Here is a 12,832-nt window from a genome sequence, read left to right on the forward strand (position 1 = left end):
CCGGGCGATGAACCGTATCCTCGGCACGACCGACGGGCGCCCCGACCCGAACTCCGGTCAGGTGGGCAGCGGCGTCGTCGACTGCGCGGTCTACGCCGGCGGCCGGCGACTGCCCGGCGATTTCACCCCCGACGAGGCGCTCAAGACGGCCTGCTCGCGCGATGACGCGTACGTCTGGCTCGGCCTGCACGAGCCGAGCCAGCCCGAGATGGCGGCCATCGCGCACACCTACGGCCTGCACGAGCTGGCCGTCGAGGACGCGGTCAAGGCCGAACAGCGGCCCAAGCTCGAGCAGTTCGGCTCGGTCCACTTCCTGGTCATGCGCACCGCGCGTTACGTGCCGCACGGCGAGATCACCGAGAACTCGCAGGTGGTCGAGACCGGCCAGATGATGATCTTTGTCGGTGAGCAGTTCGTCATCACCGTGCGCCACGGCGACGCGTCCGAGCTGGGCTCGGTGCGGGCCGACCTCGAGACGGAACGGGCCGACCTGATCGAGCAGGGCCCGTGGGCCGTGGCCTACGCGGTGACCGACCGGGTGGTCGACCACTACGTCGCCGTGGCCGACCAGGTCGAGTCCGATCTCGACCTGATCGAGGAGGGCGTCTTCTCGCGCGACCACGCCAGCCCGATTCCGGCGATTTATCAGATGAAACGCGAGCTCGTGGAGTTCCGGCGCGCGGTGGTGCCGTTGCAGCGCCCGCTCGCGATGATCATGGCGATCGTGCCCAAGCGGATCGGCAAGTACTTCCGAGACGTGCAGGACCACCTGACCCGTACGGTCGAGCAGGTCTCGTCCTTCGACGACCTGCTCAACTCGATCCTGCAGGCCCGGCTGGCCCAGGTCACGGTCGACCAGAACAACGACATGCGCAAGATCGCGGCGTGGGCGGCCATCGCCACGGTGTGGACCGCGGGGGCCGGCATCTACGGCATGAACTTCAGCTTCATGCCCGAGCTGACCTGGAAGTACGGCTACGCGTCGTGGTGGCTGATCATCCTGATCGTCTCGGTGTTGCTCTATCGAGTGTTCAGGCGCAGCGGCTGGCTGTGAGCACCACAGTAGGGCGGGTCACCGAAGTGAACCCGCCCTATCGGGCGTACCCGTCGCTCTACCGAGGGGTGTGCGGCGCGGTGTTGGGCACCGTGCCGTTCTGCGAGACCTCCGGCTCGAAGGCCGCGTCGTCGACACCGGTGGCCGGGGTCGTCGAGGCGATCGGGGCGGCCGGGTCGTACTCATCCCACTGCGCGGCCTGACGGCGCTTGGCCGCGTAGGCGGCCCCGATGCCGATGGCCGTGCCGAGCAGGGCGAAGCCGAGCAGCTTGGAGCCGCGGCCCTTCTTCTCCTTGCGGCCGACCGCCTTGCTGGCCCGCTTCTGCAGCTTGAGGGCCGCCTTCTGGTTCTGCTTGGCGGTCTTCTTGGCCTTGCGCTTGCTCACCTTGCCGGCCTGCCGCGCGTTCTCGCTCGCGGCCGTGACCAGCGGAGTGATCGTTGCCACCGCGCTGTCCCACCCGGACGAGGCCACGTCCTTGGCCTTGACCGCGGCCGGCTGAACCCGGTCGACCGCCGCCGTCAGCGTCGGCCCGACCGTCGCGCTGGTCTCGGCGGCCGCGAGGGACGCGGCCCGCTTGAAGTGGTCAACGCTCTGTCCGAGCTCGTTCTTCATCCGCGTGCTACGGCTCTTGCGGCGCATCGTTGCGAACACCAGTGCCCACCTCCTGAGGTTCTCTCCCGACAACATCGTGCCCTCTATCGGTACCCCCGCGCTGCCGCTTCTGACACATGGGGGAGGATCCGAACTGCAAGGAACTGTCCCATCGCCCCCCAAGAGGTACTGCGGGGCGCGACACAGGAGGAGTACCCGTGGCCGAGAAGCTTTACGCCACCCTGCACACCAACCACGGCCCGATCCGGCTCCAGCTGTTCCCGGATCACGCCCCGGCGACCGTGCGCAACTTCGTGGAGCTCGCTGAGGGCACGAAGGACTACACCGACCCGCGCACGGGCCAGAAGGGCAGCGGTCCCTACTACGACGGCACGATCTCGCACCGCGTCATCGCCGGCTTCATGATCCAGCTCGGCGACCCGACCGGCACCGGGCGCGGTGGCCCGGGCTTCCAGTTCGCCGACGAGTTCCACCCGGAGCTCTCCTTCGACCGCCCGTACCTGCTGGCCATGGCCAACGCGGGCCCGGGCACCAACGGCTCGCAGTTCTTCGTGACGGTCGCGCCGACCCCGCACCTCAACCGCCGGCACACGATCTTCGGTCAGGTCGCGGACGAGCAGTCGGCCAAGGTCGTCGACTCGATCGCCACCACGCCGACCGGCCCGGGCGACCGTCCGCGCGAGGACGTCGTCGTCGAGCGCGTGGAAATCGAGCGCGCGAAGGACTGAAGTACCTTTGACACATGAGTGAGGCTCCCTCGACGGTCCCGGTCTGCTACCGCCACCCGTCCAAGGAGACTTACATCCGGTGCACACGGTGTGACCGGCCGATCTGCCCCGATTGCATGAACGAGGCGTCGGTCGGTCACCAGTGCCCGGAATGCGTCGCCGAGGGGCGACGCACCCAGCGCCAGGCGCGCACCGCGTTCGGCGGCAGCGCGGCCGGTCGCGCCGGTTACGTGACCCGGGTGCTGATCGGCATCAACGCGCTCTTCTTCATCGTGTCGGCCGTCGTCGGCGGCCCGCGGGCCATCGCCGGCGCCGGTGGGTGGTTCGGCCTGATGGGCCAGGGCACCGACGTCACCCGTTGGGGTTCGGTGCTGGGCTACGCGCCCTACATCCAGGGCGGCGACCCCCACGGCATCGCCGCCGGCGAGTGGTATCGCCTGGTCACGGCCATGTTCCTGCACTACGGCATCCTGCACCTGCTGCTCAACATGGTGCTGCTGTGGCAGCTCGGCCGCTATTTGGAAGAGAAGCTGGGCCCGCTGCGCTTCGCCGGGCTCTATCTGCTGGCCGGCATCGGCGGCAACGTCGCGGCCTACCTGTTCACCCTGCCCAACGCCCAGGCCGCCGGGGCCTCGACCTCGGTCTTCGGGCTGGTGCTGGCGATCATCGTGGTCAACCGGCGGCTGCGGCTCGACATCAGCCAGTTCATCCCGCTGCTCGTGGTCAACCTGCTCTTCACGTTCAGCGTGCCCAACGTGTCGGTGGCCGGGCACATCGGCGGGCTGGTTGTCGGCGGGATCGTCGCACTGATCCTCGCGTACGCCCCCAACAAAAGACGCAGTCTGATCCAGGGGCTGGGCTGCGCGGCGGTGTTCGTCATCCTGCTCGCGGCGGCCATCGTGCGCACGCAGACGTTACTGGGGGGCTGACACCCGCAGGTCGGCCAGCGCGGTGGCCACCTCTTCGGGCAGGGCGCCCAGGTCGTTGGCGCTGAACAGATAGATGGCCTCGCCCGCGTCGAGCTCCAGCATCTCGCTGCGCAGGCCGCGGTGGGTGCGGCGGTCGACCCGTACGCGTTCGATCTGGTCCCACGCGAGCCGCCGCCGGCTCGCATAACCCGTGACGACGGTGACCCCCTCGGCGTCGGCCGCCAGCCGCACCGGCCGCAGCAGGTCGCGCAACGCCCAGCCCAGCAGCCCCACCACGACCACGGCCGCGAGCACCCAGCGCACCGGGTCGCGCCCGGCGAAGGCGAACGCCAGCACGACGACGGCGACCACACCGATGAGTTTGCTGACCGGCAGAACCGGCTTGATACGCCACTGCATGCACTAACTATGGCAGTGAGAGATACCGTCGATCCATGCGTGATGCGGTGATCGTCGGAGCGGTCCGGACCCCGATCGGCCGGCGGGGCGGCGGCCTGGCCGGGGTGCACCCGGTGGATCTGTCGGCCCACGTGCTGCGGGCGCTGGCCGAGCGCACCGGCTTCGACCCGGCCCTGGTCGACGACGTGCACTGGGGTTGCGTGTCCCAGGTCGCCGAGCAGTCGTGGAACATCGGGCGCAACGCCGTGCTGGCCGCCGGGTGGCCCGAGACGATTCCGGGCACCACCATCGACCGGCAGTGCGGTTCGAGTCAGCAGGCGCTGCACTTCGCCGCGGCCACGGTGATCTCGGGTCAGGCCGACCTGGTCGTGGCGGGCGGTGTCGAGTCGATGACCCGGGTGCCGATGGGCTCGAGCGGGCAGGGCGCCGACCCGTACGGCGAAAGCGTGCGCACGCGCTACGGCGTCGACTCGTTCAACCAGGGCGTCGGGGCCGAGATGGTGGCCGAGCGCTGGGGCTTCTCGCGGGCCCAGCTCGAGGAGTACGCGCTGTCCAGCCACGCCGCCGCGGCCCGGGCCCAGGATTCGGGCGAGTTCGACGCCGAGATCGAGCCGCTGGCCGGGGTGAAGCAGGACGAGGGCATCCGCCGCGACACCTCGCTCGAGAAGCTGGCCGGGCTCAAGACCCCGTTCAAGGAGAACGGCGTGGTCACCGCGGGCACGGCCTCGCAGATCTCGGACGGCGCGGCGGCGCTCGCGGTCACCACCTCGGAGTGGGCCGCCGCGCACGGCCTGACGCCGCTGGCCCGCGTGCACACGGCCGTGATCGCCGCGGCCGACCCGGTGATCGTGCTGACCGCACCCATGCCGGCCACGGCCAAGGCGCTGGCCCGGTCGGGCCTGTCGATCGGCGATCTGGGCGTGTATGAGGTCAACGAGGCCTTCGCCCCCGTGCCGCTGGCCTGGCTGGCCGAGACCGGCGCCGACCGCGCCCGGATGAATCCGCGCGGTGGGGCGATCGCCCTCGGTCACCCGCTCGGGGCATCCGGCGCGCGCATCATGACGACGATGCTGCACCACATGCGACAGTCCGGAATCCGATTTGGCCTGCAAACCATGTGTGAGGGCGCCGGCATGGCCAACGCCACGATTGTCGAGGCTTTGTAATTCGACATTCATCGCCCCGGGGCAGCGACTTCACGGCAAGTCGGAAGTTAAACGCCACATGGACGTGTTTTCGCGTACGTTCCTCCCCGCTGCCGCCGAGGCCGGTGTCGCCATCCCGACCGTGAGCCGGCACCTGCCCGTCGTGCGCCGCTGCGTCGAGTCCGACGAGACCACCGTGCTGGTCGGCCGATGTCTGCGCCCCGAGGCTCCGCTGTCCGGCGAGTTCATGCTGGTGCTGACGCACCGGCGGCTCGTGGTGACGCAGGAGACCAAGGTGCTGCACCGCCTGCGGCTGCACCTGAATGCCAACCTGCGGCACCTGAGCAACGTGAGCTGGAGCCCGACGGCGTCGCGGACCGCGCTCGACATCGCGGCCACCGCCGTGGACGGGGTGCGCGAGCGGTTCCGGATGCGGCTGAGCAGCCCGGACACGGTGTGGCACGCGGACGGACTGCTCCGGCAGGTCTTCCACAAACAGCACGCGCTCGCCGCCTGACGCTCTAGCCCAGGAAGTCGACGATCGACGCGCGCAGGCCCGGTGCGTCGAGGCCGTGGGCCCGTGCGTGATCGCGCCACGAGCCGTACCGGCGGACCTCGGTGCGGCCGACGCCCAGGTGAAGCACGCGGTGCGGCAACCCTTCCAGGGCCGCGCTGACCGCGGCGGCCGACGTCCCGGCCAGGTACGGCTCGACCAGGACGACCTCGCGGCCGGCCAGCGCACGCAGCCCTTCGGCGTCGAACGGGCGCGGCCGGTTCGTGTAGGCGACGGTCACGTCGAGACCGGTGGTCGCCTCGAGCACCGGGTCGAGCATCGGCCCGACCGCCACGACCAGTGCTTTTCCGCGGCGCAGAGCCTGCAGCCGGCCCGCGTCCCGGTGCGCCCGGCTGTTCTCCTGCACTCCTAGGCGTACGTAAACCCGGTCGTCATGCCGGGCCGCGTCGCGCAGCATGTCCGGCACCTCGTCGTGATGCCCCGGCACGTGAATCGTCCAGCCCTCGAGCGTGTCGAGCAGCGCCACGTCGCCCGGCGACTGATGCGTGTAGCCCTCCTCCGACGCGTCGTACGAGCCGCCGATCGTGACCACGACCGCGCCCGCGTCCTGGTGGCCCAGGTCGAGCTTGAGCTGCTCGTAGGCCCGGTCGACGGCGAACGGGGCGTAGGAGTGCAGGTAGGGCCGCATCCCGGTCAGGGCCAGCCCGCCCGCCACACTGGCCATCAACTGCTCGCGGATGCCCACGTTGAGCACCCGCTCCGGATGCCGGTGCCGGGCCGGAGCGAACGATTCGGCGGAGATGTCGGCCAGCACCAAGGCCGTCCGCGGGTCCTCGTCCAGCAGCTCGGTGGTGGTGGCGATGAAACTCTCGCGCATCATCTTCGATCAGCTCCCCTTGCGTTCGACGGTGGCGACGATCAGGTTGGGGCGGTCGTGCCGCGGCTCGAGCACGCGTTCCAGGCGGTCGCGATCGCGTCCATTCACGACGGACGTGTCCCAGCCCGGGAACCGCGCGGCGATCCCGCCCGGCCAGCCGTGGGTCGAGGACTGGTTGTCGATGACGATCGCCGTGATCGGCAGGCGGGTCGCGGCCGCGTAGGCGATGCCCTCGTGGTTCGACCCCTCGTCGAGCTCGGCGTCGCCGAGGAGCACGAAGGTTCGCGTACGCGAATAGCCTTGAGCCCGCAGGCCGAGCGCGACCCCCACGCCCAGCCCGAGGCCGTGCCCGAGCGAACCGGTGCCGACCTCGACCCCGGGGATGCGGACGCGGTCCGGGTGATGGCCGAGCGGGCTGTCCCAGCCGCCCAGGTCGTCGAGCCACCGTTCGGGAAAGAAGCCCTTGGCCGCGAGTACGGCGTAGTAGGCGGCCGGCCCGTGCCCCTTGGAGAGCAGGAAGCGGTCGCGGTCGGGCGCGTCGACGGTCTCGGGGCTGATCCGCAGCACGCGGTCGTAGAGCACCCAGAGCACGTCCAGCGTCGAGTGGGCGCTCGGCGCGTGTTTCTCGTCCCCGGTGATCCGGTGCAGCAGGGGACCGAGCTGGTCGGGTAGCACTGCTGTCGCTGTCATGGGGATAGGCTGCAAGTTGAAGTGCACTTCAACTCAAGGGAAACGATGGAGACGCTCACCATAGGTGACTTCGCCGCCCGCAGCGGGGTGGCGCCGTCGGCCCTGCGCTACTACGAGCGCGAGGGCCTGATCCACTCCACCCGCACGTCGGGCAACCAGCGCCGGTACGAGCGGACCGAGCTGCGGCGGGTCGCCTTCATCCGGATCGCGCAGCAGGTCGGGGTCTCGCTCGACGAGGTGCGCGCGGCCCTGGCCGAGCTGCCCGAGAACCGTACGCCGACCCGGGCCGACTGGGCCCGGCTGTCCGATCGATGGCGGCACCGCCTCGAAGAGAAAATCGCCCTGATGCAGCGCCTGCGGGACGACTTGTCCGGCTGCATCGGCTGCGGCTGTCTCTCGCTGCACCGGTGCAAATTGATCAATCCGGGCGACGCGCTGGCCGACGAGGGTCCGGGCGCCCGCATCCTGCTCAACCCGCCTTCCTGACCGTCCCCGGCGGGTGACATCATCCTGCGCTATGCGGCGTTGGGGTGCGATCCTGCTCGCGGTGGGAGTTCTGGCCGGCGCCGGTCTGACGTGGACGTTGCAGCCCGAACCCGAACCCCCCATCGTGCCGGGCGTGATGACGGCCGTGCGCCCCGGATCGTCGTTTCGGTCCGCTGCCTGAGCTGAGTTTGTTCAAAGGTCGACGGGCTACTTTGAACCTGTCCGGTGAGCCGGCTCCGGTGATGAGGAGGCCCGCATGGCCAGTTGGATTCTGGTGCCCTGCCTGGTCAGGCTGCGTTCCGAGTTCAACACGATCGCCCCGAACCGGGACAAGTCGAGCGACGGTTCGGTCGGCGACTCGGCTCACCAGGACAGCCAGTCGGATCACAATCCCGACGAAACCGGCAACGTCCCGATCCGCGATGCCGACCGCGTCAACGAGGTGCATGCGATCGACGTCGACATCGACCTGCGAGTCCCCGGCCTGTCGATGGAGAACGTCGTGCAGTTCCTGCTGACCCGATGCCGCTCGGGCGCGGAGAAACGGTTGCGCTACATCATCTTCAACCGTCGCATCTGGTCAGCCAGCAACGACTGGCGGCAACAGCGATATACCGGCTCGAACGCCCACGACCACCACGCGCACTTCTCATCGTCATACACATCCGCCCACGAAGCCTCAACCGCTTCCTGGCACCTGGAGGACGTCCCCGTGGCCCTGACCGCCGACGACAAGAAGTGGATAGCCGCCGAAATCCGAGCCGCCGTTAAGGCCGAGCTCAGAGCCGCCCTACCCGACGTACCAACCGCCACCGAAAACGCCGACGCGGTATGGAAAAAGACCCGCAGCGATCCTCGCCCACCGTGGTCCGACACCGCCCGCAACCTGCTCGGCGCCGAAATCACCGAGGCCGTCCGCGACGGAGTGGCCATCGAACGCTACCCAGCCAATGAGGGTAAGTAGCGGCTGTTTACGGCGCGATTACCTTCTCCGGATCAGCTGGGTGCTGCTCGATGTCTCGAACCCCGTGAAAGTCCGTGATCATCGCTCCCACTCAAGCGTGATCTTGGCCTTGCGACCGCAGCGCCTCGAACATCGGGGCCCGGACGAGGCTCTGGAGCGCCTCTTGCATCTTCTCGACCGGCACAACCCCGGCCCGAAGACAGCGCGATGAGATCGAATGAGACTCGACAGGTAAGCACAGGACCCCGCCCGGGCCTGCCGTGCGCGCAGGTCAGCGGGGGCCTTACTGAGCAGGGTGTGCGGAGGGCGTGGGATTCGAACCCACGAAGAGTTTCCCCTTACCGGTTTTCAAGACCGGCGCCATCGGCCACTAGGCGAGCCCTCCCGATGTTGCCGTCCCAGTGTGCCAGACGGCCTGCGCGGGTCGGCGAGGAGTCGTACGGAAACTTTATTTAACACTCTTTACATAGTTCTGAGCTGGTGAAACATATGAACTGGAACATTTACAGGCGTTGACACAGTATCGATGGACGTGGTTATGGTTCAGAGCCTTAACCCATCCCGGCCAAGGCCCCCACCTCAGGCAAGGGAGTCCCCTGTATGACCATCGGAAGGAAGATCGGGTGGGTCGCCGCGGCGACCTCGGTCGTGTCGGCGACCGTCCTGATCGCGCCGGCGGCGTTCGCCGCCAACGAGTCGGTCAACGTCTATCTGACGACGACCAGTGACAGCGGCGGCCGCACCGTCACCCGCGGCCTCCAGCAGCAGTCGCCGACCGCGTTCGCGAGCAGCAGCGGGTCGGCCAACCAGACCATCACGGTCAACGAGAACACCACCTACCAGCAGTTCGAGGGGGCCGGCGCGTCGATCACGGACACCGCCGCCTTCAACATCCGCGGGAGCGGCGCGCTCTCCGCGGCCACCCAGAACGACGTGATGACCAAGCTGTTCAGCCCGACCGGCGGCATCGGGGTCAGCGCGATCCGCAATGTCATCGGGTCGTCCGATCTGGCTCAGAACAATTTCTCGTACGACACCACGTGCTGCGACGTCAACGACTTCTCGCTCGCGCGGGACGCCGATGTCATGGCGCTGACCAAGCAGGCCGTCGGCCTCAACCCGGCCGGCTTCGTGATGGCCTCGCCGTGGACCGCGCCGACCTGGATGAAGGACAACAACGCCTACAGCCAGGGCTATCTGCAGGCCCAGTACTACAAGACGTACGCGCAGTATTTCGTGAAGTACATCCAGGGCTACCAGGCGCAGGGCGTGCCGATCCGGTACGTCACGTCGCAGAACGAGCCGGGCTGCTGCCCCGGTTACCCGTCGATGCAGTGGCCGGTCTCGGGTCTGCAGTCGTTCGCCAAGAACGACCTGATGCCGGCGCTGCAGTCGGCCGGGCTCAACACCAAGCTCCTCATCGGGGACTGGAACTTCGACACGTACGACCAGTGGGTGGCCCCGCTCGTCGGTGACACCGCGATCCGCAACCACCCCAACTTCGGCGGCATCGCCTGGCACGACTACGGCGGCAGCCCGTCGGTGTCGAGCACCGTACGCAACCAGTACCCGAACGTGAACATGTACATGACCGAGCACTCCGGCGGCACCTGGGTCAGCAACCAGCACGCCGAGGACATGGGCGACCTCATCGAGTACTTCCGCAACTGGGGCCGGGCCTGGACGAAGTGGTCGCTCGCGGTCGATCAGAACATGGGTCCGCACAACGGGGGCTGCGGCACCTGCACCGGCCTGGTCACCGTGCAGCGCGGAGGCAGCCGGAACGGCCAGGTCGACTACACCGTCGAGTACTACACGATGGGGCATCTGACGAAGTTCGTACGCCCGGGGGCGGTTCGGATCGACTCGAGCGCGAACGGCACCGTGCCCAACGTGGCCTTCCGTAACAGCGACGGTTCCAAGGCGCTGATCGCGTACAACACCACCACCGGCAACCAGAGCGTCAAGGTGAACTGGGGCGGCCAGTCCTTTGTCTACAACCTGCCGGGTCGGACGTCGGCCACCTTCACTTGGAGCGGCAGCCAGTCAGGCGGTCCTTCGCAGCGGACCGGCACCATCACCGGGCTGGGCGGCAAGTGTCTCGACGTGACCGGTGGCTCGACCGCGAACGGCAACCAGCCCCAGCTGTGGGACTGCGGTTCGGGCAACACCAACCAGCAGTGGACCGTCGGCTCCGACGGCACGATCCGCGGCTTGGGCAAGTGCCTGGACGTGGCCAACAATTCGGCGGCCGACGGCGCGGTGGTCCACCTGTGGGACTGCATCGGCTCGGTGGCCAGTCAGAAGTGGACGGTCACCGCGAGCCGGGACATCGTGAACACCGCCACCGGCAAGTGCCTCGATGTCACAGGAAACAGCACGGCGAACGGGGCCAAGCTGCAGCAGTGGGCCTGCACGGGCGCGGCCAACCAGAAGTGGACGACGCCCTGATCCTTCGTTGACCGAAAACGGCGGGGCCTTCGCGGTCCCGCCGTTTTTCGTCGTACGCCTCGGGCAAGCTGGACCCATGCAAGCGATCGTGATCGAGGACAAGCAACTGGTCCGGCGCGAGGTGCCCGACCCCGAGGCCGGCGAGGGCGAGGTCGTCGTCGACGTCACCGCGGCCGGCGTCAACCGGGCCGATGTCGCGCAGCGCCAGGGCCACTATCCGCCCCCGCCCGGCGCTTCGCCCTATCCCGGGCTCGAGTGCGCGGGTGTGATCAGCGTGGTCGGGCCCGGGGTGACCGGCCACCACGTCGGCGAGCGGGTCGCCGCGCTGCTGTCCGGCGGCGGCTACGCCGAGAGGGTCGCGGTGCCGGTCGGGCAGCTGTTCCCGGTGCCGACCGGCCTCTCGCTGACCGAGGCGGCCGCCCTGCCCGAGGTCAGCGCCACGGTCTGGTCGAACGTGGTCGACCGCGACCGCCTGCGCAAGGGCGAGACGCTGCTGGTGCACGGCGGCGGCAGCGGGATCGGCACGTTCGCGATCCAGCTCGGCCGGGCGCTGGGCGCCTCGGTCGTCACCACCGCCCGCGCGGCCAAGCACGACTTCCTGACCGGGCTGGGGGCCGACCTGGTGGTCGACTACACGACTGACGACTTCGTGGCGGCCACCCACGACTTCAACGGGCGCGGGGCCGATGTCATCCTCGACATCGTCGGCGCGAAGTATCTGAGCCGCAACATCGAGGCGCTGGCCCCCAACGGCCGGCTCACGGTGATCGGCATGCAGGGCGGGCGCAAGGCCGAGCTCGATCTCGGCGCTCTCATGGCCAAACGGGCCTCGGTGTCGTCGACGAGCCTGCGGGCGCGCCCGGCCGCGGACAAGGCGCGCATCGTGGCCGGCGTGACGCGGACGGTGTGGCCGTTGATCGAGGCGGGCGCGATCCGGCCGGTCATCGAGACCACCATGCCGTTGGCCGAGGCGACCGAAGCGCACCGGCTGATGGAATCGAGTAGTCACATCGGCAAGATTTTGCTAACTCCGTGAGTCAAACTCACACTTTTGAGTGATTAATCCTCGGCGTTACTCCTATTTTGTCCGCTTTTTGCGGCGTGGTGTGGCCGTTTGCGTGATCAAACCTCCCAGCATGGTGGAACTCCGGCCGAGTGATCGGCCGAGCGACACCAGGAGGTCTCGTGACCAATACGCCGCTGCGCCCCGCGCGGACCGCGCCTTCGGCGCCGGCCCCGCGTGCTCCCCGGCGCGGGAATGCGCCGTGGGTCGCGACCGGGGTGTTTGTTCTGCTGATGGCCGGGGTAGGGACATATTTCGCGTACGGGACAAGCGAGGAGACGGTCGCGCCGGTGACGCCCACCGCCACGGCCGGCGAGATCGCCGCGGCGACGGTGGAAGCTGCCCCCGCGCAGCCGGTCGTCACCGCCTCCGAGGGAACGCTTTTCGTCTCGATCAGCAAAACCGAATGCGGCGCGGCGACAGTCGGCCCGGCCGACCTGCCGCTGGCCGCCGAGGGTGAGTTCTGCCTGGTCACCATGGCCGTGCGGAACACGGGGAGGGAGCCTCGCCTGCTCGACCCGGGCGCTCAGCGCGCGGTCGACGAGCACGGCCGCTCCCATAGGGTGGCCGAACAGGCCGCGGTATTCGTCAACGATCAGGATCCGTCGCTCCTCGACCGGATCCCGCCGGGTGCGACCCGGTACGGCGTGCTCCCGTTCGACGTGCCGAAGGGGGCTCGGCTCGCAGTTTTCATGCTGCACAAGTCGCCGCACAGTACGGGTGTCCGGGTGCCGTTGTCCTGATCACAGGCATATATCAAAAATCCACCGTCACCGATCGAGTGCGTAAATCGCATTCTTTTCGCCGATGGGCGAGGGTGATTGTGCGATTTCGGCCCCGAAACATTCCGGTCGTGTGTTGGCATGGTCGTCGGAATTAACGAGTAGTCCGGGTTCCCCATGCTGCCCTCCCGAGGGTG

Annotated in this window: 14 protein-coding genes and 1 tRNA gene; 10 read left to right on the top strand and 5 right to left on the bottom strand. The window is 68.6% G+C overall.

Annotated features, from left to right (window positions below; all coding sequences use genetic code 11):
* Positions 1-7: 7 nt before the first annotated feature.
* Entirely contained in the window at positions 8-1,054 is a 1,047-nt protein-coding gene (locus M1L60_RS32725; protein WP_253241502.1) for a magnesium and cobalt transport protein CorA, read from the top strand.
* Positions 1,055-1,112: 58 nt separating this feature from the next.
* Here the strand turns inward: M1L60_RS32725 and M1L60_RS32730 are convergent, their stop codons facing one another.
* Positions 1,113-1,706: a hypothetical protein gene (locus tag M1L60_RS32730; protein ID WP_253241420.1), complete on the bottom strand. Its 594-nt coding sequence runs from the start codon at positions 1,704-1,706 to the stop codon at positions 1,113-1,115.
* A gap of 158 nt (positions 1,707-1,864) precedes the next feature.
* Here M1L60_RS32730 and M1L60_RS32735 point away from each other — a divergent pair, with 158 nt between their 5' ends.
* Both M1L60_RS32735 and M1L60_RS32740 read left to right on the top strand, forming a co-directional pair.
* Entirely contained in the window at positions 1,865-2,395 is a 531-nt protein-coding gene (locus M1L60_RS32735) for a peptidylprolyl isomerase (protein ID WP_253241421.1), read from the top strand.
* Positions 2,396-2,409: 14 nt separating this feature from the next.
* Positions 2,410-3,324, top strand: a complete 915-nt coding sequence (locus M1L60_RS32740; protein WP_253241422.1) for a rhomboid family intramembrane serine protease — start codon at positions 2,410-2,412, stop codon at positions 3,322-3,324.
* Here the strand turns inward: M1L60_RS32740 and M1L60_RS32745 are convergent.
* Positions 3,310-3,723 (bottom strand): PH domain-containing protein, encoded by a 414-nt coding sequence (locus M1L60_RS32745; protein ID WP_253241423.1) that lies wholly within the window; start codon positions 3,721-3,723, stop codon positions 3,310-3,312. The two genes, M1L60_RS32740 and M1L60_RS32745, sit on opposite strands and share 15 nt — an antisense overlap.
* A 35-nt stretch (positions 3,724-3,758) precedes the next feature.
* On the opposite strand from M1L60_RS32745, the gene M1L60_RS32750 reads away from it, so the two are divergent.
* Both M1L60_RS32750 and M1L60_RS32755 read left to right on the top strand, forming a co-directional pair.
* Entirely contained in the window at positions 3,759-4,889 is a 1,131-nt protein-coding gene (locus tag M1L60_RS32750) for an acetyl-CoA C-acyltransferase (protein ID WP_253241424.1), read from the top strand.
* A gap of 58 nt (positions 4,890-4,947) precedes the next feature.
* The gene (locus tag M1L60_RS32755) at positions 4,948-5,385 is read left to right on the top strand and encodes a hypothetical protein (RefSeq protein ID WP_253241425.1); all 438 of its coding nucleotides are present in this window, start codon (positions 4,948-4,950) and stop codon (positions 5,383-5,385) included.
* A gap of 4 nt (positions 5,386-5,389) precedes the next feature.
* Here M1L60_RS32755 and M1L60_RS32760 read toward each other — a convergent pair whose 3' ends face one another.
* Together M1L60_RS32760 and M1L60_RS32765 are read right to left on the bottom strand one after the other, a co-directional pair.
* On the bottom strand, positions 5,390-6,259 hold the full coding sequence (locus tag M1L60_RS32760) for a transketolase family protein (protein ID WP_253241503.1): 870 nt from the start codon (positions 6,257-6,259) through the stop codon (positions 5,390-5,392).
* A gap of 9 nt (positions 6,260-6,268) precedes the next feature.
* A complete protein-coding gene (locus M1L60_RS32765) occupies positions 6,269-6,949 on the bottom strand; it encodes a thiamine pyrophosphate-binding protein (RefSeq protein ID WP_253241426.1) in 681 nt (226 codons plus the stop codon).
* 45 nt (positions 6,950-6,994) lie between these two features.
* Here M1L60_RS32765 and soxR point away from each other — a divergent pair, with 45 nt between their 5' ends.
* Together soxR and M1L60_RS32775 are read left to right on the top strand one after the other, a co-directional pair.
* The gene (soxR, locus tag M1L60_RS32770) at positions 6,995-7,435 is read left to right on the top strand and encodes a redox-sensitive transcriptional activator SoxR (RefSeq protein ID WP_253241427.1); all 441 of its coding nucleotides are present in this window, start codon (positions 6,995-6,997) and stop codon (positions 7,433-7,435) included.
* A gap of 274 nt (positions 7,436-7,709) precedes the next feature.
* Positions 7,710-8,399 (top strand): hypothetical protein, encoded by a 690-nt coding sequence (locus M1L60_RS32775; protein ID WP_253241428.1) that lies wholly within the window; start codon positions 7,710-7,712, stop codon positions 8,397-8,399.
* Between the two features lie 300 nt (positions 8,400-8,699).
* On the opposite strand, the gene M1L60_RS32780 is transcribed toward M1L60_RS32775, so the two are convergent.
* A tRNA-Ser gene (locus tag M1L60_RS32780) sits at positions 8,700-8,784 on the bottom strand.
* A 215-nt stretch (positions 8,785-8,999) separates the two neighbouring features.
* Between M1L60_RS32780 and M1L60_RS32785 the strand changes: the two genes are divergently transcribed.
* The 3 genes from M1L60_RS32785 to M1L60_RS32795 all read left to right on the top strand — a co-directional run bounded on the left by M1L60_RS32785 (position 9,000) and on the right by M1L60_RS32795 (position 12,656).
* Complete coding sequence (locus M1L60_RS32785) at positions 9,000-10,850, top strand: ricin-type beta-trefoil lectin domain protein (RefSeq protein ID WP_253241429.1); 1,851 nt, start codon at positions 9,000-9,002, stop codon at positions 10,848-10,850.
* 76 nt (positions 10,851-10,926) lie between these two features.
* Positions 10,927-11,886 carry an NAD(P)H-quinone oxidoreductase gene (locus tag M1L60_RS32790; protein WP_253241430.1) on the top strand — a complete coding sequence of 320 codons (960 nt, stop codon included), beginning with the start codon at positions 10,927-10,929 and terminating at the stop codon, positions 11,884-11,886.
* Between the two features lie 260 nt (positions 11,887-12,146).
* Entirely contained in the window at positions 12,147-12,656 is a 510-nt protein-coding gene (locus tag M1L60_RS32795) for a DUF4352 domain-containing protein (RefSeq protein ID WP_253241431.1), read from the top strand.
* The last annotated feature ends 176 nt before the right edge of the window (positions 12,657-12,832 follow it).

It is taken from the genome of Paractinoplanes aksuensis, from assembly GCF_024137025.1.
Classification (GTDB): Bacteria; Actinomycetota; Actinomycetes; order Mycobacteriales; family Micromonosporaceae; genus Actinoplanes; species Actinoplanes aksuensis.